The sequence below is a fragment of the Streptococcus infantis genome (genome assembly GCF_019929575.1).
In the GTDB taxonomy this organism is placed as follows: Bacteria; Bacillota; Bacilli; order Lactobacillales; family Streptococcaceae; genus Streptococcus; species Streptococcus infantis_L.
This window is the reverse complement of the sequence record NZ_JAHZPU010000008.1, coordinates 21440-45269: the sequence shown is the minus strand read 5'-3', so window position 1 is coordinate 45269 and position 23830 is coordinate 21440. Positions and strand designations below refer to the sequence as shown.

At 40.7% G+C, this 23830-nt stretch carries 24 protein-coding genes; 1 reads left to right on the top strand and 23 read right to left on the bottom strand.

Translation table 11 applies throughout. The features are described 5' to 3' along the window. Nucleotides 1–8: 8 nt before the first annotated feature. From K1I67_RS04315 to K1I67_RS04255, 13 genes are all read right to left on the bottom strand, one after another. Nucleotides 9–974 (bottom strand): glycosyltransferase family 2 protein, encoded by a 966-nt coding sequence (locus tag K1I67_RS04315; RefSeq protein WP_223338953.1) that lies wholly within the window; start codon nucleotides 972–974, stop codon nucleotides 9–11. Continuing rightward, nucleotides 958–1803: a LicD family protein gene (locus K1I67_RS04310; protein WP_223338952.1), complete on the bottom strand. Its 846-nt coding sequence runs from the start codon at nucleotides 1801–1803 to the stop codon at nucleotides 958–960. Before K1I67_RS04310 ends, K1I67_RS04315 begins: the two co-directional genes overlap by 17 nt. Before the next feature lie 140 nt (nucleotides 1804–1943). After that, nucleotides 1944–3263 (bottom strand): LCP family protein, encoded by a 1320-nt coding sequence (locus K1I67_RS04305; protein WP_075227505.1) that lies wholly within the window; start codon nucleotides 3261–3263, stop codon nucleotides 1944–1946. Next, a complete protein-coding gene (pheA, locus tag K1I67_RS04300; protein ID WP_223338951.1) occupies nucleotides 3260–4108 on the bottom strand; it encodes a prephenate dehydratase in 849 nt (282 codons plus the stop codon). The genes K1I67_RS04305 and pheA overlap by 4 nt, the downstream gene beginning before the upstream one ends. Beyond that, nucleotides 4105–4581: a shikimate kinase gene (locus K1I67_RS04295; protein ID WP_223338950.1), complete on the bottom strand. Its 477-nt coding sequence runs from the start codon at nucleotides 4579–4581 to the stop codon at nucleotides 4105–4107. Before K1I67_RS04295 ends, pheA begins: the two co-directional genes overlap by 4 nt. Beyond that, nucleotides 4574–5857 carry a 3-phosphoshikimate 1-carboxyvinyltransferase gene (gene aroA, locus K1I67_RS04290; protein ID WP_223338949.1) on the bottom strand — a complete coding sequence of 428 codons (1284 nt, stop codon included), beginning with the start codon at nucleotides 5855–5857 and terminating at the stop codon, nucleotides 4574–4576. The genes K1I67_RS04295 and aroA overlap by 8 nt, the downstream gene beginning before the upstream one ends. A gap of 89 nt (nucleotides 5858–5946) precedes the next feature. Beyond that, the gene (locus K1I67_RS04285) at nucleotides 5947–6285 is read right to left on the bottom strand and encodes a YlbF/YmcA family competence regulator (protein ID WP_223338948.1); all 339 of its coding nucleotides are present in this window, start codon (nucleotides 6283–6285) and stop codon (nucleotides 5947–5949) included. 11 nt (nucleotides 6286–6296) lie between these two features. Next, a complete protein-coding gene (locus K1I67_RS04280; protein WP_223338947.1) occupies nucleotides 6297–7400 on the bottom strand; it encodes a prephenate dehydrogenase in 1104 nt (367 codons plus the stop codon). A 9-nt stretch (nucleotides 7401–7409) separates the two neighbouring features. After that, the gene (gene aroC, locus K1I67_RS04275) at nucleotides 7410–8576 is read right to left on the bottom strand and encodes a chorismate synthase (RefSeq protein WP_223338946.1); all 1167 of its coding nucleotides are present in this window, start codon (nucleotides 8574–8576) and stop codon (nucleotides 7410–7412) included. A 9-nt stretch (nucleotides 8577–8585) separates the two neighbouring features. Further along, a complete protein-coding gene (gene aroB / locus K1I67_RS04270; protein ID WP_223338945.1) occupies nucleotides 8586–9653 on the bottom strand; it encodes a 3-dehydroquinate synthase in 1068 nt (355 codons plus the stop codon). Between the two features lie 16 nt (nucleotides 9654–9669). Then, nucleotides 9670–10527, bottom strand: a complete 858-nt coding sequence (locus tag K1I67_RS04265; RefSeq protein ID WP_223338944.1) for a shikimate dehydrogenase — start codon at nucleotides 10525–10527, stop codon at nucleotides 9670–9672. Next, nucleotides 10517–11194 (bottom strand): type I 3-dehydroquinate dehydratase, encoded by a 678-nt coding sequence (gene aroD / locus K1I67_RS04260; RefSeq protein WP_049508709.1) that lies wholly within the window; start codon nucleotides 11192–11194, stop codon nucleotides 10517–10519. The genes K1I67_RS04265 and aroD overlap by 11 nt, the downstream gene beginning before the upstream one ends. After that, nucleotides 11191–12354 (bottom strand): class I SAM-dependent rRNA methyltransferase, encoded by a 1164-nt coding sequence (locus K1I67_RS04255; RefSeq protein WP_223338943.1) that lies wholly within the window; start codon nucleotides 12352–12354, stop codon nucleotides 11191–11193. Before K1I67_RS04255 ends, aroD begins: the two co-directional genes overlap by 4 nt. Before the next feature lie 246 nt (nucleotides 12355–12600). Here K1I67_RS04255 and K1I67_RS04250 point away from each other — a divergent pair, with 246 nt between their 5' ends. Beyond that, nucleotides 12601–14052 (top strand): alpha-amylase, encoded by a 1452-nt coding sequence (locus K1I67_RS04250; protein WP_223338942.1) that lies wholly within the window; start codon nucleotides 12601–12603, stop codon nucleotides 14050–14052. A gap of 198 nt (nucleotides 14053–14250) precedes the next feature. Here K1I67_RS04250 and K1I67_RS04245 read toward each other — a convergent pair whose 3' ends face one another. From K1I67_RS04245 to glmM, 10 genes are all read right to left on the bottom strand, one after another. Then, entirely contained in the window at nucleotides 14251–14925 is a 675-nt protein-coding gene (locus K1I67_RS04245) for a DnaD domain-containing protein (RefSeq protein ID WP_223338941.1), read from the bottom strand. 8 nt (nucleotides 14926–14933) lie between these two features. Continuing rightward, nucleotides 14934–15878, bottom strand: a complete 945-nt coding sequence (gene metA, locus K1I67_RS04240; RefSeq protein ID WP_001122704.1) for a homoserine O-acetyltransferase MetA — start codon at nucleotides 15876–15878, stop codon at nucleotides 14934–14936. Between the two features lie 192 nt (nucleotides 15879–16070). Next, on the bottom strand, nucleotides 16071–16583 hold the full coding sequence (locus K1I67_RS04235; protein ID WP_006145170.1) for an adenine phosphoribosyltransferase: 513 nt from the start codon (nucleotides 16581–16583) through the stop codon (nucleotides 16071–16073). Between the two features lie 122 nt (nucleotides 16584–16705). Then, nucleotides 16706–17311 carry a hypothetical protein gene (locus K1I67_RS04230; protein ID WP_223338940.1) on the bottom strand — a complete coding sequence of 202 codons (606 nt, stop codon included), beginning with the start codon at nucleotides 17309–17311 and terminating at the stop codon, nucleotides 16706–16708. Beyond that, nucleotides 17311–19179, bottom strand: coding sequence for an ABC-F family ATP-binding cassette domain-containing protein (locus K1I67_RS04225; RefSeq protein WP_223338939.1), 1869 nt, complete (start codon nucleotides 19177–19179; stop codon nucleotides 17311–17313). The genes K1I67_RS04230 and K1I67_RS04225 overlap by 1 nt, the downstream gene beginning before the upstream one ends. Further along, a complete protein-coding gene (locus tag K1I67_RS04220) occupies nucleotides 19176–20375 on the bottom strand; it encodes a CCA tRNA nucleotidyltransferase (protein ID WP_223338936.1) in 1200 nt (399 codons plus the stop codon). Before K1I67_RS04220 ends, K1I67_RS04225 begins: the two co-directional genes overlap by 4 nt. Then, nucleotides 20372–21139 carry a 4-hydroxy-tetrahydrodipicolinate reductase gene (dapB, locus tag K1I67_RS04215; RefSeq protein WP_223338934.1) on the bottom strand — a complete coding sequence of 256 codons (768 nt, stop codon included), beginning with the start codon at nucleotides 21137–21139 and terminating at the stop codon, nucleotides 20372–20374. Before dapB ends, K1I67_RS04220 begins: the two co-directional genes overlap by 4 nt. A 44-nt stretch (nucleotides 21140–21183) precedes the next feature. Continuing rightward, the gene (locus tag K1I67_RS04210; protein WP_223338931.1) at nucleotides 21184–22032 is read right to left on the bottom strand and encodes a DegV family protein; all 849 of its coding nucleotides are present in this window, start codon (nucleotides 22030–22032) and stop codon (nucleotides 21184–21186) included. 3 nt (nucleotides 22033–22035) lie between these two features. After that, nucleotides 22036–22410, bottom strand: a complete 375-nt coding sequence (locus K1I67_RS04205; protein ID WP_223338929.1) for a DUF1149 family protein — start codon at nucleotides 22408–22410, stop codon at nucleotides 22036–22038. 65 nt (nucleotides 22411–22475) lie between these two features. Continuing rightward, nucleotides 22476–23825 (bottom strand): phosphoglucosamine mutase, encoded by a 1350-nt coding sequence (gene glmM, locus K1I67_RS04200; RefSeq protein WP_223338926.1) that lies wholly within the window; start codon nucleotides 23823–23825, stop codon nucleotides 22476–22478. Nucleotides 23826–23830: the final 5 nt, after the last annotated feature.

Below are 23830 nucleotides of genomic sequence, written 5' to 3'. Positions count from 1 at the left end.
TTTCTCTCCTAACGATGATCTTGACTAAGTAAAATCTTAGTATAGAGTTTTCTGCTGATGACTAAAGCTAAAAAACTTATTTTTCTAGCATTGGTAAATCTGCTATCACGTAAAATATTCATGCTATTCTTTTTCAAATAGGCGATCAATTTATCTTCTAAAGCCTTATCCTTAAAATCTGAATCAACCAGTAAGCGATCCAGAACATAGAAATAAGCCCAGTTGAGACGCATGCTTGCGACGTCAGCGATTGCCGGATACTGTTCTCTTATTATATTCGCGTTTTGTTCATAGGCTTCAATAACATTCAAGAATTTTAATGAGAATTTTTGAGTGGTGATACTGTTTTCTCGATGGACATAGTAATACTTCTTCTCATTTGTTGCGGCAACCTTCTGACACTGACTCAGTAAACGAATCATAATAAAGGCGTCTTCAGCAATTTTTCCAACTTCAAATCTCAGTTGGTCAAACAACTCTTTTTTATAGAGTTTATTAACTGCCGTCACTGACAATACCTTTGCTTCCATGACCATTTTGATAGCTTCTTCTGAAGATAATTGCCAAGTTTTAATCTCTGAAACTTGTTTTTCAGGAATCTGATGAAAGACATCGTAGTGACCACACATTGATAAATCTGCATTGGCCTCTCTTAAATGACGGTAGAGAGTCTCGTACATATCTTCGTCAATATAATCATCGCTATCAATAAAGCCAATCAAATCTGAACTTGCTTCATCAATTCCTCTATTTCGAGCATCAGACAAACCACCATTTTCCTTATGAATAACCCGAATTCGTTTATCTCTCAAGGCCAGCCGATCACACAAGTCCCCACTCTCATCAGTCGAACCATCATTTATAAGGAGCAATTCAAAATTGGTATAAGTCTGCTTTAAAATCGACTCTACGCAGCGTTCCAAATAAGCTTCTACATTATAGACAGGAACAATGATACTAATTTTTTCTTGCATTGTATTCTCCCTTATATTCTGTATAGCTCTTATCCATATCTGCTATAAGGGCATCGTGGTGAGGCACTTGCTTGTCAGCTGGTGGTGGTGTCATGTAGTCACCAAATGCTGTACTGAGATAGGCATCATAACCAACTGGAATAGGCATTTCTGTTCCTTCGAATGGTAAGAAAATGCTATCTTCAAAGGCCTGAATTGGATACTTCTTCTTCATGTAGCCTGGACCTGAGCATAACTCTGTGATGCCATCACTTTCAGCTGGACCATACTTGGTCATTTCTTTCTCAGCCTTTTTCCAGATACGATAACGAAGGGCTTTAGGAGTTAATCCTAATAAAATAGTGCTGCCCCATTTCATGAGAGCTCCATGATTTTCTGGAATGGTTTGTGCACAAAAGAGCGAATAAATCAAAGCCCAACGTACCTGTTTCTTACGTTCAGCTGGATTTTTAGGGTAGTAGTCCAATGGAAGAACATCCAGAGCCAATCCATGTGGCAAATCCAAATCCTGCTGGTAAGGCTTTATGCAAGTTGTTGCCTTGTCTCGAATAGTGATAAATAGATTGCGATCGACAAAGTTTTTATCACTCTTTGATAGGAAATATCTCTCATCCGCGAAACGAGGCCATAACTCTGCTAATCTTTCATAATCCTTGCGGGGCATAAAGAAGTCTAAATCATCATCCCAAGGAATAAAACCTTTATTTCGTAGAGCTCCAATAGCTCCTCCACCACACAAATAACAGAGTAAATCGTGTTCTTTACAAAAGGCGACAAAATATTCAGCCATCTCTAGGCTACGAGCTTGAATTGCCTTTAAATCACTCATCTTATTCTCTTCCTCTTCTATAGAATACATCATTCTATTATACCATAAAAATAGTTTATAAATCCATCTGACCATGTGAAAAATCAAAGCCCAAGATAACCATTTTCATAGGTACCTCAAGCTCTGATTCATTTTACATGTTATCTAAATCCCATTTGGGCCAATTTATTTTGGTAAGCTTTTTGGTCCACTCGAAGGGATTGACCGCCGTATACATCAAAGTCATCTACCCAGTCTCCAAGTTCTGGGACTGTCAATCTTTCAATACCATTCTGCGCTCCTTCAAGGACTGATAAACCGTTGGTCAATAAGAAGGTATATGGAAGGTTTGTAGAGGTCATGGCGAAAACTTTCCCGAGTGCTTCTGAGCCGGTGAAAAGTTTTGTAGGATCCTTAATCTGCTGCAAGACAGCTGTCATGACCTGCTGTTGTCTACGAGTACGGCCATAATCCCCTTCATCATCATCACGGAAACGTGCATAGTTCAGAAGAGTCGAACCATTCATCTGTTGTTTTCCAACTCGAATGGTTTGAGTCGGTGACTCAGTTTCCGTTGCATGCAAGTCATCGCCTACAGTCGCTTCTGTAACTGGAACCCCATTTAGAGTTGAAAACTGGGCATCAATAGTCACCCCGTCAGGGAAAAGCGTATCAATGGCTGTCGCAAAGGCTTGGAAATCGACAAGTGCATAATATTTGATGTCTAGATCAAAATTATCCTTGAGCACCTTGCGGACCATTTCAGCTCCTTGTTTACCTTCTTGTTCCCCTAATTCATAGGCCAAGTTTAATTTATGGTCGGTCTGTTTTTGACCATTGATGACTTGGCTATACCCATCAATATAGACCAAATTATCACGCATAAAGCTAACGAGCTTCAATTTTTTATCTTTGCCACTTACATTCAAAACCATAATGGAATCTGTCCGTGTTTCTGCACTATTCTGTCCAATACGGCCATCCGTACCCAAAATCAGAATATTAACCCCATCACGCGTATCTTGTCCATTGAAGACTTCAACCTGAGCAGCTTTGGCATCTTTGGGCCCATTTGAACTATTAGGGTTCGCCGATTGGAAGCCTTTTAAGAACATGACGATCATTCCTACTGCTACACAAAGCAATATCATCCCTAACCAAGCAAATAAGCGTTTAAAACGAAAACCCCTTTTTTTCTTTTGCTTCTTAGCTTTTGGAATCTTCGTTTCCAGTTGATCTCCACTACTACGGCGACTAGAACGACTACGATTAGCATAGGTTGGCAGGTCGATACCAGAGTCTGAAAGAAGTTGTTCTTTGGCTTCTGGATTGAAAACTTCTGCTGAATCTTTTTGACCTTCTAACTTGGCTTGTAAAAAGGCAAATTCTCTCTTTTCTTTCTCATTCAAATAATGAATGTTTTTCAAAAGATAGTCATATCTCAGTTTTTCATGATGTGTCAAAGGATTCTCTCTAGTCATTCCTTCTCCTTCCCTTTATCCTGAATGGTATAGATAGGGTAAGCTCCTAGTATTTTATACTGGATTCCAATTGTTTCTAATTCTTCTTGAGCAAAATGGACCAATTCTTTATCTCTATAGTCAACATCAATGATAAAGAAGTATTCACCAAGTGCAGTTTTAAGGGGACGACTTTCTATCTTGGTTAAGTCAATCCCTCGCCAAGCAAAGGTAGAAAGCGCCTTGTAAAGAGCACCAGGTAGATTGTCTGGCAAGGTAACTGCTAGGCTCATTTTTTCAGTTGCATCCTGTAAAGGAATCTGTGGCAACTCTGCCCCCAACACCCAAAAACGAGTGAAATTAGCTTCCATTTCTTGAATATCTTGAGCGACCAGTTCCAATCCATATTCCTCAGCAGAGCTCTTGGGAGCAATAGCTGCAAAAGCTTGATCCGAATGTTCGGAAACATACCGCGCCGCATAAGCTGTGCTAGCAGTGACTTCTAATTGAGCATTGGGAAAATGTTCCTCGATAAATTTTTTCCCTTGAGCCAAAGCTTGCGGATGAGAAAAGATTTTTTCAATCCTAGACTGGCCTGGCACTGCCATTAGCTGTTGATGAATTGGTTGAACAATCTCTGCTACAGCCTGAATATGAGCCTGATGAAAAAGATAATCCAAGGTTTCATGAACACTACCTTCTATGGAGTTTTCAACTGGTACTACTGAATAGTCTACCAATCCCTGTTCATAGGCCTTGATAACGTCTGTAATATTTGAAAAAGGCTCTAGTTCCTCATGAGGAAAAGCCGTTTGCACCACATGGTGCGAAAAAGATCCTTTGGGACCTAGATAGGCAATTTTCATGTCAATTCCTCTATAATTTCCTCCGGACTTAGCTTGGACACATCGATAACTTTACTAGCCACTTCCTCATACCAAGCCTGTCTTTCTTTAAAAATCGCAGCCAAATCTTCCTTGCTATTCTTTAAAAATAGTGGACGTTGATTGCCCTTATCGGCTGAAATTCGCTGGTAAAGAGTCACGAAATCTGCTTTTAGATAGACGTTGTCTGAGTTTTCCTTGAGCAAAACCCGATTACGTGGAGAAATGACTATTCCTCCTCCTGTGGAAATAACTTTATCTGTCTTCAGCAGTTCAGCCAGTACTTCTTCTTCTAGCTGACGGAAGGCTGCTTCTCCTTCTACTTCAAAGAAACGAGCAATCGGCATACCTAATCGTTCTTCAAGCAAAGCATCCATATCTACAAAATCAGGATCCAGCTTTCTAGCAATAGTCGTTTTTCCTGACCCCATAAATCCTAGTAAAACCTTAGCCATGAATCAAAGTCTCCAAATCCTCAAAGAAACTTGGGTAGCTAGTATTAATGGCTTCTGCACGGTCAAGCTCCACTTCTCCCTCGGAAACCAATAGAGCTGCAATGGCTGTCATCATCCCGATACGATGGTCTCCGAATGTATTAACCCTTGTTCCATGAAGGGTAGATTTCCCTTTGATAATCATGCCGTCTGCTGTTGGAGTAATAGCTGCTCCCATGCTATTTAAGGTATCTGCAACTACCTGAATACGGTCTGTTTCCTTAACCTTAAGTTCTTCAGCATCTTTGATAATCGTCACTCCTTCTGCTTGGGTAGCAAGGAGGGCTATGATTGGTAATTCATCTATCAGGCGTGGAATCAAAGACCCACCAATTTCTGTACCTTTCAGGTCAGAAGTTTCAACAGTCAAGGTTGCAGATTTAGCTATGGAATCTGTTTCTGTTATTTCTAGTTTTCCACCCATAGCACGGATGACATCGATAATCCCAGTACGTGTTTCATTGATACCAACGTTCTTAAGTTCAACTCGAGAATTTGGCACAATCAAACCAGCAACCAGCCAAAAGGCTGCACTCGAAATATCTCCTGGTACGACAACCTCTTGTCCGCTCAATTTTTGTGGTCCTTGAACAGTGATTTTCTTACCATCGACAGTCAAATCTCCACCAAATTGACGCAGCATATCTTCTGTGTGGTTACGAGTGCACTCCTTCTCAATGATGACAGATTGACCCTGAGCCTGCAAAGCCGCAAAAATCAAGGCAGATTTGACTTGAGCAGAGGCGATTGGCAATTCATAATGAATAGGTCTTAAGTTTTTCGTTCCTTTTAAGTGCAAAGGTGGCAAGTCTCGCTCTGTTTGAGCTGAAATGCTAACTCCCATTTTTTTCAAAGGAAAGGTCACACGATCCATAGGGCGTTTAGAAAGGCTGTCATCTCCAAACATTTCTACTTCAAAGTCTGCACCAGCAAGAACACCCGAAATCAGGCGAATAGAGGTGCCAGAATTCCCCATGTCTAAAGCATTTTTCGGAGCTTTTAAGCCGTCCATTCCAACACCTTGAATGGTAATGACACCGTCTTTATCCTCAATCTTAACACCAAGGTCACGAAAAACTTGCATAGTTGAGAGCACGTCCTCACCACGCAAAATATCATAGACCTTGGTCACACCCTCAGCCAAGCTTCCAAAAATGATAGAGCGATGACTGATGGACTTATCCCCAGGTACGCGAATACTACCATTTAAGTGGTTAATGTTTGTTTTTAATTTCATACCGGCCCTCATACTGACAATACTTTTTCTTATTTTATCATAAAAAGTCAGAAATTTCTTAAAAATTCCTGACTTTATGAGGTAAATTCTTATTTTAAAAGTTCTGAAATTGGTTCAAAGACAATTTTTTCAATATCAGAAAGGTAGATCGAAAGTTGCTGCTGTTTGGCAAAGAATTCTGACAAGAGAGAGTTACCTTGAATCTGCTTGCCAAAACTTTCCATTTTTTCTTGGAAAGAAGCGTCTGGAATTTGACCAGTTTGTGCCATGATTTGGATTTCATGTTGAAAAGCAATATAATCTGCAAAGATTTTACTAGCTTCTGCATCCGCTTGGATGGCATTTCTAGCTTCTTTAACTGCCTTGTATTCAGGCAATTCGCGTAGTCCACGACTTAGTGCATTTGCACTATCATAAATATTTGACATAATTGTCCTCCTTATTTAATAACGACTGTGTAGTCGGTATTTTCTGTAATGACTTGTTCAGCACGTTTTAAATCCTGAGCATTCTTAAAGGAAATTTGCAGAATCCCGTGAACATCCTCACGGTTTTCCTCATTGATATGGATATTGACCAAGGAAGTTCCTCTTAGCAATTCCAAGATGCGCAAGATAACATCTTCTTCATCGGGAACATCTACATAAAGGTCAAATGAGCTATCTACTCCGCCACGTTTATGGATTTCCATAGCTTGACGTTGCTCACGCGCTTGATTGAAAAAGTTCCAGATTTGGTTTTCGTCACCCTTATGAATAGCTTGTCCAACCTCGTCCAAACGTCGCTTGAAATCTTCGATACGTTCAATAATGGTCTCTCGATTGGATAAGAGGATAGAAGTCCACATTCCTGGCTCACTTTCGGCAATCCGAGTCATATCACGGAAACCACCTGCCGCAAAACGTCGGGCCATCTCATGCTCTTCAGCATAACTAGCAGTTTGTTCCATCAAACCTGATGCTAAGATATGAGGAAAATGACTGATCTGAGAAGTCACTCTGTCATGCTCTTCAGCATCGATTTCAATGAAACGAGCGTGCAGACCTGACAGCAAGTCCTTCATTTCTTCAAGCGTATCCTGGGTTGTTAAGCTCGAAGGCGTAAAGATATAGTAGGCATTTTCAAAAAGATTAACATCGGCAGAAGCAGCTCCTGTCTTATGACTCCCTGCCATAGGATGCGCTCCAACAAAGCGAACAGGCTTATCTGCAAAACAGTTCTCAGCTGTAGCCACAATAGCTGACTTGGTCGATCCAGCATCAGAAATAATGACACCTTCTTTCAAATCCAAAGTTGCCAAATCTTGTAAAAAAGCAATGGTTTGCTTGATTGGCAGGGTAAGAATGATGACGTCTGCAAGTGGAGCAAAACTGGCAAAATCATCCGTCGCACGATCAATCATTCCTCGCTCCAAGGCAATATCTCTAGATGCCTGACTGCGATTGTATCCTAAAATTTCATAATCAGGATGATCCCGCTTGATTCCCAGTGCCATGGAAGCACCAATCAAACCTAGTCCTGCAATATAGATGGTTTTTGCCATAAGAACTCCTTAATAATTCTTTGTATACTCCCGATGTTTTGCAACAGTCTCTTTTAATTCTTCCAGATTATCAGAGGAGAATTTCTCAAGGATTTCCTGAGCCAAAACTGTTGCTACGACTGCTTCCATAACGACACCTGCTGCTGGAAGAGCAGTTGGATCACTTCTCTCCACCGTTGCCTTATAAGGTTCATGGGTTTCAATATCAACGCTCATCAATGGTTTATAGAGAGTTGGAATTGGTTTCATAACCCCACGAACAATAATCGGTTGACCATTGGTCATACCACCTTCGAAACCTCCAAGATTATTGGTACGACGAGTATAGCCATCTTCTTGTGACCAGAGGATTTCATCCATGACTTGGCTACCCTTGAGATAACCTGCTTTAAAGCCTAGTCCAAACTCCACACCCTTAAAGGCATTGATGGAGACAACCGCTTGAGCTAATCTTGCATCTAGTTTGCGATCCCATTGGACATAGGATCCCAGACCAACTGGAATGCCACCGACAACTGTTTCGACAACACCACCGATGGTATCTCCATCACGTTTAATCTGATCAATATAGTCCTTGATTTCCTGCTCACGTTCTTGGTTGACGATAGAAACTTCTGACTGGGCAGCTAGTTTTTTAATCTCTGCGACTGTTAAGTTTTCTGGAACATCGATTTCCTTACCACCAAAGACAACAACATGGTTGGCAATTTCAATATCAAGCTCAGCCAATAAACGCTTGGCCACAGCCCCGACTGCTACTCGCATAGTCGTTTCACGAGCAGATGAACGTTCTAGGGAATTTCGCAAATCATCAAAGCGGTATTTGATGCCCCCAACCAAGTCTGCGTGACCTGGACGAGGATGTGTGATTTTTCGTTTACTTTTAAGTTTATCTTCAATATCCTCGGCAGACATGATATCTAGCCATTTTTGGTGGTCTTTGTTAATGACATCCATGGTAATGGGAGCCCCTGTCGTCTTCCCGTGGCGAACGCCAGAAGTAAAGACAACCTGATCACTCTCAATCTTCATGCGACCACCACGGCCGTAGCCACCTTGACGACGTTTGAGATCCTCATTGATATCCTCGGCAGTCAAAGGAAGGCCTGCTGGGATTCCTTCAATAATTGCTGTCAGACGAGGACCGTGTGATTCTCCTGCTGTTAAATATCTCATACATTCTCCTTATTTTACTAGGTAATCTTTCATTTCTTCGAGAGAAACTGGGTGAATGGTGGCTGAACCAAGTTCTGGTACCAAAACTAATTTCATGGTGTTCCCACGCGCTTTTTTATCATGAGTCAAGGCCTGATAAAGCTTATCAACATCCCAGTTTTCATAATCCACAGGAAGGCCAAATTTCTGACACATTTCTCGGATAGACTGAGTGATCCCAGCTGGCATGAGGCCTTTTTCCTCTGCTACTTTGGAGACCTGAACCATTCCCATCGCTACTGCCTCACCATGCATGACACGTCCATAACCAGCAGTCGCTTCGATAGCATGGCCAATGGTATGACCAAAATTGAGATACAGACGAATGCCATTGTCCAATTCATCCTCAACTACCATCTTGCGCTTGACCTGGCAAGAATGCTCAATCAAACTCTCTGAATGTTCCAAAATACTCTCTACAGAACCATCCATTTCAGATAATAAGTCCCAGAGTTCTGGATCTTCAATTAAGCCATACTTGATGACTTCACCCATTCCTTCAATCAACTCTCTCTTACCTAAGGTTTCAAGAACGGTTGGATCAATCAAAACGCCGTCTGGTTGGGCAAAAGTTCCCACCATATTCTTGGCAAAAGGAGTATTTACTCCTGTCTTACCACCGATTGAAGAGTCCACTTGAGCAGTCAAACTGGTCGGAATTTGAACAAAGTGAATACCTCGCATATAGGTTGAGGCTACAAAGCCAGCCAAATCACCAACGACACCACCACCTAAAGCTACGATGCCGTCACTGCGAGTCAAGTCTTGCTTAACTAGAAATTCATAAGCCTTTTGAACTGTGGTTAGATTTTTTCGCTCTTCACCCTCTAGAAAGTCAAAAACTGCCACTTGAAAACCAGCATCCTCTAGGCTCAATTTAACTTTTTCTGCATAGAGAGAAGCCACATGGTTATCGGTAATAATAACGACTTTTTGCGGTTGCCAAAGTTCCCGCAACCATTTTCCTGCTTGAGACAAGCATCCTTTTTCAATCTGAATATCATAAGGATGGTGGGGAAGGTCTATTCTGATTTTCATAGCAGTTCTCCTTTTTTCATTTTTGATACTTTTGTTTTAGTAATTCCCAGATTTGATCGGTTGGCATTTCCTTGCCAGTCCATAACTGAAAAGCTTCAGCTGCTTGGTAAAGCAACATGGCTAGGCCATTAACAGCGTGATTGCCCTGGTTTCTTGCCCACTTTAAAAATGGTGTCTCAAAGGGTTTATATATCACATCAGCTACCAAAAGCTTCTCTGGTAAAAGGATACTTGTTGGGATTGGCTGAGATACTCCATCCATACCCACACTGGTCGCATTTACCAGTAAATCCAAATCAGTTATCCTTGCTTGCAGTTCAGAAACATCTTCTAAAGCAAATAAATCTACTTTAAACCCTGTTTCATTTTGTAATTTTTCTAAGTAAGGTCTTGTTTTTTCTATTGAACCCGAACGAACAAAGACAGAAACTTGACTGACTCCATCCAAGATTGCCTGTGCCAAAATTGCCTTGGCTGCACCGCCTGCTCCTAACAAGACCATTCTTTTCCCAGATATTTTAAAAGAAGGCAAGCTCTTAAAGAATCCCTTGCCATCTGTGTTATATCCGATTAAAGTTCCATCTCGATTCACCACTGTATTGACAGCTCCAATTAAACGAGCTTCTTCACTCAATTGATCTAAGTAAGGAATCACCTGCTCCTTGTAGGGCATAGAAAGATTGATTCCAAACATCTGGTAACGACGAATGTTGGCAACTGTTTCTGCCAAGTCTGTTCCTTCTATCTCCCAAGCAAGATAAACCCCATTGGTATGAGTTGCCTCAAAAGCTCTGTTGTGAATGAAAGGTGAAATGGAGTGTTTGATAGGATTGGCGACTACAGCTGCTAAACGTGTGTAGCCATCAATCTTCATTTAGTATCTCCCTAATTTTTTTCATGCTAGAAAGTGAAATCTGTCCTGGAGCACTGGCTTCGTCCAGACTTGCAAAAGACCAGCTAGAACCTGTCACATCTGAAGTAATACGAGAAACCTTGCCCACTTTCCCCATAGAAATCGTCACATATTCTTGTTCTGGGTTCAGTGTTTTAAAGCCACGTGTAAAGTTCATAAGGTCCAATACATCTTGTTCTGTATGAGCCATAACCGATACTTTAACCACTTTGGGCGTTAGGCTGGTAAGCTCGGATAAGATTTCCATCATATTCTCTGGAGTTTCTTGGAAATTATGATAACTCAAGACTAGATTTGGAAAATCAAGCATCTCTTCAAAAACATCCTTATGGGAGAAATACTCAAAATCGATATATTCAGGTTGATAGAGTTGAGCTACATCTTTGATAATTTGTACATACTCTGCCGAATCCAAATCGATCTCGCCTCCCTCAGCACGAGTACGTAGGGTGAAGAGGAGTTCGCGACCTGCAAATTTTTCAAAAATAGCTGGAGCTACCTGTAAAATAGCTTCCTTTGGTAGGAAGTCGGCACGCCACTCAATGATATCAGCATCGATATACCGCATGGCATCGATTCCTTGCGCCTCTTCTAAACTCTTTGGCATTACTGAAACGACTAATTTCATTTAGTTACCTTCATGCTAATCACCTTAAGGTAATTACTACTTTCATCTTTTTCATTGTAGACAAAGTCTGCTGGAAGTCCATATTTATTAAGAACCTGGTACTTTCTTCCTGCAAATCCTTTGTCGATTTGTTCTATAAATTTTTGACGGGAAACATTGGCAGCATTGGTGCTAGCAATGATCATACCTCCCGGATTTAAAATCTCTAAACTCTGGGAAATCAACTTGTGATAGTCCTTAGCTACAGAGAAAGTTTGCTTTTTATTACGGGCAAAGCTAGGTGGATCAAGAACGATTACATCATAAGACAAGCCCTTACGTTTAGCGTATTTAAAGTATTCAAAGACATCCATAACAATAAAACGATGATTGTCAAGACTGAGTCCATTGGCATGAAAATGAGCTTCTGACAGTTCTCTCGAACGTTTGGCTAGGTCTACAGAGGTTGTTTCACTAGCTCCTCCCATTGCTGCAGCAACTGAAAAAGCTGCTGTGTAGGAAAACATATTAAGCAAGGATTTCCCCATAGCTAAACCATCAACCAAGCTACCACGCACTTCATGTTGGTCCAAGAAGATGCCTGTCATAAGACCGTCATTCATAAAGACTTGATAGAGAACTCCATTCTCAAGAACTGTAAAATTTTCTGGTGCTTCTTGACCATAGATATGGGCAGACTCATAGTCTAGACCTTTAAAACGAATCTTTTCATAGACACCTAAGACTTCAGGGAAAACCTGAGCAAAGGCTGCTAGGATCTGTTGGCGTAGCCCATAGACATAGGAGTTATACCAGGAGAAAACAACATAATCTCCATAGAGATCCAAAGTCATTCCACCAAAACCATCACCTTCTTGATTAAACAAACGAAAGGCAGTTGTCAACTCATCTTGATAGTAAGAAGAACGTTTTTGTTTGGCTTTTTCAAACAAACTTTCAAAGAATTTTTGGTTAAAAGAAAGCTTCTGGTTGGTTACAAACCAACCAATCCCCTTATTTTGACGAGATAAGTAGGCCTTTCCCAAAAACTGCTTGTTTTGACTAAATAACTCAACTTCTTGATTAGTTTCAGATAGTTCTGGAAAATCAATTTCCTCCAAAAGTACTAGACCTTGGTTTAGTTTTTTTTCAACACGTCTACTGACGAATACTTTATTCATAAATACTATTATAACAAATTTTGTGACAATTCACAAAATAGAAACTATTGATTCATCCATCATCCTACCCTATCTGAGAGAATTCTTCCTCCCATTAGTCCTACTATTTTTCTTTTATAGTATTTCAACACTTCTAGTTGAAAAATAGACATAAAATTCAAAGAGTTTAATTATAACGCAAACGTTTGCATATTCTTTAGCTTTATGCTACAATAATTCTCATCACTGTAAGTAAGAGGATCAACTATGAAAAATCAAACCCTAATGCAATATTTTGAGTGGTATCTCCCCCACGACGGTCAGCACTGGACACGCCTCGCTGACGACGCTGAACACCTAGCCAACTTAGGCATTAGTCACATTTGGATGCCCCCTGCCTTCAAGGCAACAAATGAAAAAGATGTTGGTTATGGAGTATATGATCTATTCGACCTTGGCGAATTTAATCAGAAGGGTACTGTACGTACCAAGTATGGCTTTAAAGAAGACTTTCTTCACGCCATTCAAACTTTAAAATCTCATGGGATTCAACCAATGGCTGATATCGTCTTAAATCATAAGGCAGCCGCTGACCATTTAGAATCTTTCCAAGTAATAGAAGTGGATCCAGAAGATCGAACTGTAGAACTAGGAGAACCTTTTACCATCAATGGCTGGACAGGCTTTACCTTTGAGGGACGACAAAATACCTACAATGACTTCCACTGGCACTGGTACCACTTTACTGGAACTGACTACGATGCTAAACGCCGTAAATCTGGGATCTATCTGATACAGGGAGACAACAAAGGCTGGGCTCATGAGGAATTAGTCGACAATGAGAATGGCAATTACGACTATCTCATGTATGCTGATCTAGATTTCAAACATCCTGAAGTGATAAAAAATATCTACGACTGGGCAGATTGGTTTATGGAAACAACTGGTGTAGCTGGTTTCCGTTTGGATGCAGTTAAACACATTGACTCTTTCTTTATGCGCAATTTCATTCGCGATATCAAAGAAAAATATGGCCAAGATTTCTATGTCTTTGGAGAATTCTGGAATCCAGACAAGGAAGCAAATCTGGACTACCTTGAAAAAATTGAAGAACGCTTTGACCTTGTCGATGTTCGCCTTCACCAAAATCTCTTTGAAGCAAGTAAATCTGGAGAAGAATATGATTTGACAACCATCTTTGAGGATAGTCTAGTTCAACTCAATCCAGACCGAGCTGTAACCTTTGTCGATAACCATGATACTCAACGTGGCCAAGCTCTTGAATCCACTGTTGAAGAATGGTTTAAACCAGCAGCCTACGCCCTCATTCTTTTGCGAGAGCAGGGACTCCCATGCGTCTTTTACGGAGACTACTATGGTATTTCTGGTCAATATGCTCAGCAAGATTTCAAAGATGTTCTTGACCGTTTGCTAGCTATTCGAAAAGAGTTGGCTTATGGAGAGCAAACAGACTACTTTGATGACCCTAATTGTATCGGTTGGGTCCGTTCAGGAGCTGAAAATCAATCACCACTTGCCATCGTGATTTCTAATGCCCAAGCAAACTCTAAAACCATGTTCGTCGGTCAAGAATGGACTGACCAAACCTTTGTTGATTTACTAGGAAATCATCCTGACCAAGTAACGATTAATGCTGAAGGGTATGGAGATTTTCCAGTTACAGAACGCTCTCTTAGTGTATGGGGACTGGTTGACTAATCAATTAATACTCTTCGAAAATCTCTTCAAACCACGTCAGCTTCCATCTACAACCTCAAAGCAGTGCTTTGAGCAACCGGTGGCTCGCTTCCTAGTTTGCTCTTTGATTTTCATTGAGTATAAAACACACAAAAAATGCCCACAAGCTAGATTTTCATTCTAGCCTGTAGGCATTTTTTCTATTATCAATACTTAAGTTTAGTCTTTCCAAAGATCCATAGCATTTTGAAAATCTGCAGAAACTTGAACATTTTGAGGATTAGTCGCTTCTCTATCCTGACGCTTCGCCTCTACCTGGACTACACTCTTAATGCCTTCATGACGCCAGTTCCGTAGGATAGCTTGGATATACTTCCAATTTGGTTTTCCATTCAAAACGGCCTCACGTAGAGCCTCTTTGATCAGGTCCGCACTGGTTCCGTCTTCTTTCAAACTCTTTTCTAAATCTTCAATCTCAAAAGGACTCAAGAGGCGCCCTAGTTCTTGTTGGAAGGTTTCCACTAAGTCTTTCAAATCATTTTTAGCGGGTGCCACTTGGCTTGGTTCTTGCTTTTCAAAAAGTTGGTCTAAGCGCTCTAAAGCCAAAGTCGCATCAAAAATAACTTCTATTTCTCCATTGAGTTCAATCGTACGATATTGGAGTAAGCCTTTTTCGGTCAAGCGTGAAATCGCTTGATTGACTTCAAAAACTTGCTTGCCAATTTTCTCAGCAATCTGGCTTGGGGACAATTCCCCTAAAGCTGTTGTATTTTGTAGGTAAAAGAATTGCCAAACTAAGAAATCATCGCTTGATGAGAAAAGTTGATTGTAGTTTAAGAGCAGAGCACTTGGTAGTACCAAATTCCCTGATTTGAAAGCATCTAAATATGTCATAATTCCTCTTATAAATATCCAAAATGAGACACATCTTCTTCTGCACTCTTCCACTCAAAAGGCGTTTCTTGGTAAACTGCATAATTTACCCAGTTACTGAAAAAGAGAGCTGCTGAGGAACTCCAACGCATACAAGGAAGTTCATGGATGTCATCATTTTTGAAATAATTTTCTGGTATATGGGGATCTAAACCAGCATCTAGATCTCTAAAATATTCTTTCGCTAGGGTATCACGATCATACTCTAAATGCCCAAAGCTATAAACTTCTCTTAAATCTCGGCTTGCAAGGATAGAGATTCCCACCTCTTTTCCAGATGCTAAAATCTCTAGATTGGTTTTATTTACAATGTCTTCTTTGAGAATTTCTGTATGACGAGAATGAGGAGACACATACAAGTCATCAAAACCTCTCAGCAAAAGATGACCTTCTTTTAAAACATCCTGAGGATAAATTCCCGAAAGCTTTTGAGCCATCTGGTGTTTATCTACGCCGTAACGATAGTAGAGGCCAGCCTGTGCTCCCCAGCAAATATGCAGGGTTGAAAAAACATGAGTCTTTGACCAATCGATGACCTGAGTAAATTCCTCCCAATAGTCCACTTCTTCAAAAGGAAGATGCTCAACCGGCGCTCCTGTGATAATCAAGCCATCAAAATACTGGTCTTGAACTTCCGAGAAGGTCTTATAAAAAGTCTCCATATGCTCAGAACGAGTTGTTTTCGACTGATGACTTTCCATATATAAGAAATCAATATCTAACTGCAAAGGAGTATTAGCTAAATGTCGTAAAAGCTGAGTCTCTGTAACCATCTTCTGTGGCATCAAGTTTAAAATCAGAATTTTCAGTGGTCGAATATCCTGATGAGCCGCCCTCTGGTCATCCATGACGAAAATATTTTCCGTTCGTAAAATCTCAACTGCTGGTAATTTTTTATCAATTCGAATCGGCATGGAAATCTCCTTACTGTATCAATTCTAGGCTCAAACGAACATACAGTCGTCAAATGAAAAATCAGCTGACGAAAGTCCTTCCCTTTATTATACTGTAAGAAGATATAGTTTTCAATTATAGTTTTTCTCTAACTAGATATAGCCTTTTTTTATATCAGATGAAGAGAAAACAGCCCTAGGGACTGTTTTTCATTAATAATGCATAAGCACTTTATAATCGTAATCTCCGATAGCTTCACGGCCTTTAAGCTCATCAAGCTCAATCAAGAAGGCACAACCAGCTACGATACCACCAAGTTTTTCAATCATTTCGATGGTTGCTTTCACAGTACCACCTGTTGCCAAAAGGTCATCGACGATCAGAACACGTTGACCTGGTTTGATAGCATCTGCGTGCATGGTCAAAGTATCAACACCATATTCTTTTTCGTAGTCAGCTGAAATGACTTCGCGTGGCAATTTCCCTGGTTTACGCACAGGAGCAAAACCAATTCCCAACTCAAAAGCGACTGGACATCCAACGATAAATCCACGCGCTTCTGGTCCTACGATCATATCGATCTTTTTGTCAGTAGCATATTGAACAATTTCACGAACAGCATAGCTGTAGGCATTGCCGTTTGCCATTAAGGGGCTGATGTCACGGAATGTAATTCCTTCTTGTGGATAATTTTCAATACTTGCAATGTAATCTTTTAAGTTCATAGCATTTCTTTCTTTTTAAGTTTTTACTCCCTATTATACCATAATTCTTAAAAAAGAGAAATAGAAAGAAACCCTGGAAACTGAGTCCAAGGCTTCTAATCTGATCTGTAACTATTGATCGTTTAATGAAATCTTTCCTTCTTTTTGCTTTTAGAAGTTTGATTCCGTTGACGATTCTGTTGGATGCGCCATTCTCGCTCAAAGTAAGACATGGTTTCAAATACCCTCTTTGGCAATCCGACATCTAGTAAATAGATTGGAATTTTCAAAACGTTTGAATTCTTCTTGGTAGTAAACCTAGTTCGTAGACGTCCCCATAAAGAGGTACTTTTCAAAAGTTCTCGATCAAAAAAATGAACCTCAATCATATAAAAATCACTTGAATGTCTACTACCTTTAATTCTCGTGAGGGCAAAGTTTTCAACTTGTCCCCAAGAATAAAACTGCCAGTCTTTCTTTGGATATGGTTTATAGAAAAATCCTTGAGCCGTACATTTCAAATACTCTTTATCAGAAAAAAGCAGTCGCAAACGTTGATACAAAATGAAGCCAACGATGATGATTAAGAAAACAATAAAGAGAATTAAAGCCACCAATCCCATAGGTGGTTCTTCGGGATAGCTCAGCAAAAACGAAAAGATCCAAAGTAGAAGAGCCAATTCTAGTAGGTAAAGAACAAAGCTCAAAACGATTTTCTTACTACTCCATTTAATAATTGTTTCTTCCATTATACCAACTCACTTAAATATTCATAGCGTTCATATTTTTCCAGTAAGTCTTCATTTTTCTCGTCTAACTCTTTTTGAAGGGTAGCTAGTTTCCCAAAGTCAGAACCATTTGCTAGCATTTCTTCTTCAATCTCAGCAATGCGGTTCTCCAAGTTTTCGATATCGCTTTCAATACTTGACCACTCCTGCTTTTCTTGGTAGGTCATGCGTTTCTTTTCTTCACGGACTTTGACCACTTTTTCCTTGTCAGCCTTTTGACTTTGCGTTACCGCTTCTGCTTCAAAGGCCTTTTCATCCAGATAGTCGGTATAGTGGCCAAAGAACGGACGGATGGTGCCATTCTCAAAGGCAAGAATCTTAGTCGCCACCTTATCCAAGAAATAACGGTCGTGACTAACTGTCAAAACTGGGCCGGCAAAATCCTGTAAGAAATTTTCTAGAACTGTTAAGGTCGCAATGTCTAGGTCATTTGTTGGTTCATCCAAAAGCAAAACATTTGGTTTTTCAAGGAGCAATTTAAGAAGATAGAGACGTTTTTTCTCTCCACCTGATAACTTCTCAATCAAGGTCCCATGGGTTGAACGTGGGAAGAGAAACTGTTCCAACAACTCAGCGATTGAAGTCGTAGCACCACCGCTAGTCTTAACCTCTTCTGCCACTTCCTGCAGGTAATTGATAACCCGCTTACTTTCATCTAAACCTTCGATTTGTTGAGAGAAATAAGCGATACGAACTGTTTCACCGATAATAACTTGTCCTTCAGTCGCTTCAAGTCTTCCTGCAATAAGGTTAAGAAGGGTTGACTTCCCAACACCATTGTCCCCGACGATTCCGATACGGTCTTTGGCTTGTACCAAAAGATTAAAATGTTTCAGAATCGGTTTATCGTCATAGGCAAAGGAAACATCCTTAAACTCGATAACTTTTTTACCGATACGGCTAGTTTCAAAATTCATGCTCAAATCCGCGTCAGCTGTAGTTCCCGAGACTTCCTTTTTCAAATCATGGAAACGATTGATCCGAGCTTGTTGCTTGGTCGCACGCGCCTGTGGTTGTCTACGCATCCAGGCCAATTCCTGCTTATAAAGTTGTTCCTTTTTGTGAAGAAGAGCTGCATCGCGCTCATCCTGTTCTGCCTTGAGGCGAACATAGTCTTGGTAATTCCCCTGATATTCTGTTAATCCACCTCTATCTAATTCAAAAATTCGCGTCGAAAGCGCATCTAGGAAGTAACGGTCGTGGGTGATAAATAGAACCGTCTTCTTAGAATTTTTCAAAAAGAGAGTCAGCCACTCAATGGTCGCAATGTCAAGATGGTTGGTTGGCTCATCCAAAAGCAAGAGGTCGTGATTACCTAGAAGAACTTGGGCCAACTGAACCCGTCTACGGAGACCACCCGACAAGGCTTCAACAGGAGTTGATAAGTCCTGAATTCCAAGTTTACTTAAAACGGTCTTGACCTGACTCTCAATTTCCCAAGCCTGGAGGGAATCCATCTCCGCCATGACCCGTTCTAGACGCGCTTGCTTGTCCTCACTGTAGTTGAGCATAAGGAGTTCATACTCACGAATCAGCTGGATTTCTTTCAAATCACTTGATAGGACAGTATCCAAGACAGTCTTGCTATCATCAAAATCTGGATCCTGAGTCAAGTAGCCAATTTTGTAATCATTTTTTGCCGAAAAAGGGCTTACGTCACCATCAAAACCCGAAACTCCTGAAAGAACATCTAAAAGGGTTGTTTTCCCAGTTCCGTTGACACCGATTAGACCAATTCTGTCCAAGTCATGAATGATAAAGGAAATATCCTTAAAGACGGTCTTGTCCCCAACGGATTTACTTAGCTTTTCAACGATAAAATCACTCATTTTTTCTCCCTCAAGTATGCATGGATGGCTTCCAAGTTATTTTCCAAATCTCCATCCACAATAGCATACTCAATCTCTGCTAAAATTTCTCCCATTTCTGGTCCCGGCTGATAGTCGTATTCTTTGATCAGAATCCCACCATTGATTTGAATTTCTTTCTTATCATGGATGGTTAGGCTGTGGTAAGTCTCTTCGATGGCTTGTGGATTGACTTCTTTTCCTTGAGCCTGACGAAGATTTTCAGCCTGCAAAAGTAAATCTAGATCAAAGCGGTAACAATCACGCTTGCTCAACTCTCCTTCTTCACGCAGAGCCAAAATGAGCAACAAATCTTGAACCTGCTTAGCAAATTGACGCGAAGTCTTCCAATGTTTCAAAAATTGTTGAGCATCTTCGACTTCTAAAACCCATAAAAGTGCTGCCCAGGCTTGCTCAGAAGATTCGAAGGTAAAATCAGCCTCTAGGTCAAAGAAAGATTGGAGTTGCTCCTGACTGCCTCCCATATCTGGAAGATAATCATAAGCTTGACTTTCAATCATGGAAGATAAACCTACTCGCCAATGAGGAGCCAGAAGAAGTTTATCAAATTCAACAAAAGTACGCTCCACAGAGATTTTTTCTAAAAGTGGCGTTAAGGTCTTCATCGCTTCAAAGGTTGCTTGCTCAAGTTCAAATCCTAGACTAGCTTGGAAACGAAAGCCACGCATGATACGTAGAGCATCTTCGTTGAAACGCTCACTGGCAACTCCAACTGCGCGTAAGACCTGATTTTCTAAATCTTGTAAACCATCAAATAAATCAATGATTTCCCCTGTCTCATCTAGAGCAAAGGCATTGACAGTAAAGTCACGACGCTTGAGGTCTTCTTCCAGCGAACGAACAAAAGAAACTGAGCTTGGTCTACGGTAGTCTACATAGACATCTTCCGTTCGAAAAGTAGTTACTTCGTACTCTTCATCACCCTCTAAAACCAAGACGGTTCCGTGCTCAATGCCAATATCTGCTGTGAGTGGAAAAATCTGTTTTGTTTCTTCTGGATAAGAGGAAGTTGCGATATCCACATCATGAATGGGACGATTGAGAAGGGCATCCCTTACAGAGCCACCAACAAAATAGGCCTCAAAACCTGCTTCTTTAATTTTTTCTAATACTGGTAAAGCCTTCTGAAATTCAGAAGGCATTTGTGTTAATCTCATAATAAGTGTTCTAATCCATAGACAAGCTCATGACGCTTGATAACTTCTTTGATTCCCAAATTTACCCCTGTCATGAAGGAGCTGCGATCATAGGAGTCATGACGCAGGGTCAATCCTTCTCCCTGATTTCCAAAAATGACTTCCTGATGGGCTACCAATCCTGGCAAACGAACCGAATGGATACGCATGCCATCAAAGTTAGCACCACGTGCACCAGCAATGAGTTCTTCCTCATCACTAGCACCTTGTTGGATAGACTCACGAACTTCTGCCATCAACTCAGCTGTTTTAATAGCTGTTCCACTTGGAGCATCTTTTTTCTTGTCATGGTGAAGCTCAATAATCTCCACATTTGGGAAATATTTTGCTGCTTGTGTCGCGAATTGCATGAGCAAGACAGCACCCAAGGCAAAGTTAGGAGCAATCAAGCCACCCAAACCTTTGGAACGAGAAAAATCTTTTAGTTCTTCGATCTCTCGACTAGTGAAACCTGTTGTTCCAACGACTGGAGCAAAGCCATTTTCAAGAGCAAAGCGGGTATTTTCATAGGCAACAGCTGGGGTAGTAAAGTCCACCCAAACATCCGCATCAAAGCCTACTAAGGCAGCCTTATCATTGAAAACAGGAATTTCCTTCAATTCGGTCTCAGACTCGAAAGGATCCAAAACGGCTACTAGTTCTAACTCAGGATCTGTCAAAACCATCTGACAAGCCGCCTGACCCATCTTACCCTTAAAACCTGCAATAATCACTCGAATACTCATCTTTACTCTACTCCTATCTAAGATACAAAGCCTGTGAGAACAATCTAGACGATTGGTGTATAGCCCAGAGCAATACTTCCTTCTCCCAGGTGAGTCCCAATAACACTACCGAAGGTTGCAATTGAAACATCTGTAGCCACTCCACCATCAATCAAAAGCTGACGCAAATCTGCTGCTTTTTGAGGAGCATTCCCATGAATGACAGTAATCTGGTAATTCCCGTCAGCTGTTACTTCTTTAACAATTTCAACCAAGCGTTTTGTAGCCTTTTTTTCTGTGCGAACCTTTTCATATACTTCTATCACACCTTGGTCATTGAAGTAAAGGATTGGCTTGATACTAAGAAGATTCCCTAAAATGGCCGCACCATTTGAAAGACGTCCCCCTTTAACTAGATGGTCAAGATCATCCACCATGATAAAGGCCGAGGTGTTTTCAATCTGTTCAGTTACTTTATCTAAGATAGACTCGAAGCTATCTCCCTGCTCTGTCCATTTAAAGACACTCTCAACCATATAGCCTAAAGGAGCACTTGTAATTCGAGTATCTGGAAAAGCAATGGTCAAACCTTCATACTCATCCTTCATGTATTGGATATTTTGGTAAAATCCTGAAATTCCAGAAGATAGGAAAAGGCCCAAAGCATGTGTATAGCCTCTGTCTTTTAATGATGATAAAATTTCATCCAACTTAGCAATACTTGGTTGGCTCGTTTTTGGCAATTCAGTTGCTGAAGCCATTTTTTCATAAAATTCTTGAGCGGTTAGATTTACACCTTCAACATACTCCTGCCCATCGATATTCACAGGAATGTCTAGCACAAATAAATCTTCTTTCCGCAAGGTTTCCGCTTGTAGAAAAGCAGATGAGTCTGTTATGACCGCTAATTTCATTTCTTAAAACTCCAAATTAATTCCCGGTAAATCAAGGGCAATTTCTGTTACTTCATAAGTCAAACGATTAAGCATATCCAAACATGGACGAGCTAGTGTCTCAACTTCTTCTTGGCTGAAATCACTTGGTTGGTCGACAATACGACCTTCAACATGATTGACTTGAGAAATCGTTCCACTAATGACAAATCTATCAAAGACAATCATAAAGCTCAAAACAACAATCAAAGAAGTAACTTGATTTTCTTGATCATGCTGAAGCAACTGGAAGTTTACATCTACCTTAGTTTCAGGTGCTCCATTTTCATTTTCCCATTCAAAGTTACGCGCATCAAAGTGATACTGACTGACAAATTCTTGTTCACGTTTTAAATTCATTTTCATCTCCATTGGTACAATATAGTTGCCATTGTACCATATTTTTTTATTTTCTGCTAGATTTACTAAATACCAATCTCAGTTTTAACAACTTGAGCAATCGTATCCACGTAGTAGTCCACTTCTTCTGTTGTAGGCGCTTCAGCCATTACCCGCAAGAGTGGTTCTGTTCCGCTCGGACGAACAAGGATGCGACCATTCCCTGCCATTTCTTCTTCCATTTTCTCGATAATCGCTTTGATAGCAGGAACTTCCATTGCCTTTTCTTTCATAGCATTTTCCACACGAATATTGACCAATTTTTGTGGGTAAATAGTCACTTCTGATGCTAATTCTGATAAACTCTTACCTGTTTCTTGCATGATCTTCGTCAATTGAACTGCTGACAACTGACCATCACCAGTTGTGTTATAGTCCATCAAGATAACATGACCAGACTGTTCCCCACCGAGATTGTAACCTGACTTTCTCATTTCTTCAACTACATAACGGTCTCCAACAGCAGTGACTGCTTTATTGATCCCTTCGCGATCCAAGGCCTTATGGAAACCAAGGTTGGACATGACTGTTGTTACAATAGTATTTTGGGTCAATTGACCTTTTTCAGAGAGATATTTACCAATGATGTACATAATCTTGTCACCATCGACAATTTCTCCGTTTTCATCAACAGCAATCAAACGGTCGCTATCACCATCAAAGGCCAAACCAATGGCAGATTGACTTTCTTTCACAAGTTCTTGCAAGGCTTCTGGATGAGTTGAACCAACGTTCAAGTTGATGTTCAGTCCATCTGGAGTTTCTCCGATAACCGTTAATTGAGCACCCAAGTCTGCAAAAATTTGTCGAGCACTTGTTGAAGCAGCGCCATTTGCAGTATCCAAGACTACCTTCATTCCTTCAAGAGCTGTTCCAGTTGAAACAAGATAAGCTTCATACTTGCGCAAACCTTCTGGATAATCAACTACAGTACCTAGACCTTCAGCACTTGGACGTGGAAGAGTATCTTCACTCGCATCAAGCAAGGCTTCGATTTCAGCTTCTTTGTCATCGTCTAGTTTAAAGCCGTCACCACCAAAGAATTTAATTCCGTTATCAAGGGCTGGGTTATGACTAGCTGAAATCATGACACCTGCGCTCGCACCTTCTGTTTTAACAAGATAAGCTACTGCTGGTGTTGCAAGAACTCCAAGCTTATAAACGTGAATTCCGACTGAAAGGAGACCAGCAATCAAAGCCGCTTCTAGCATTTGACCTGAGATACGAGTGTCACGTCCTACGAACACTTTTGGTGCTTCAGTTGTATGTTGACTGAGAACATAACCTCCAAAACGTCCCAATTTAAAAGCTAATTCTGGCGTAAGTTCTACGTTTGCTTCTCCACGGACTCCGTCCGTTCCAAAATATTTACCCATGTTAT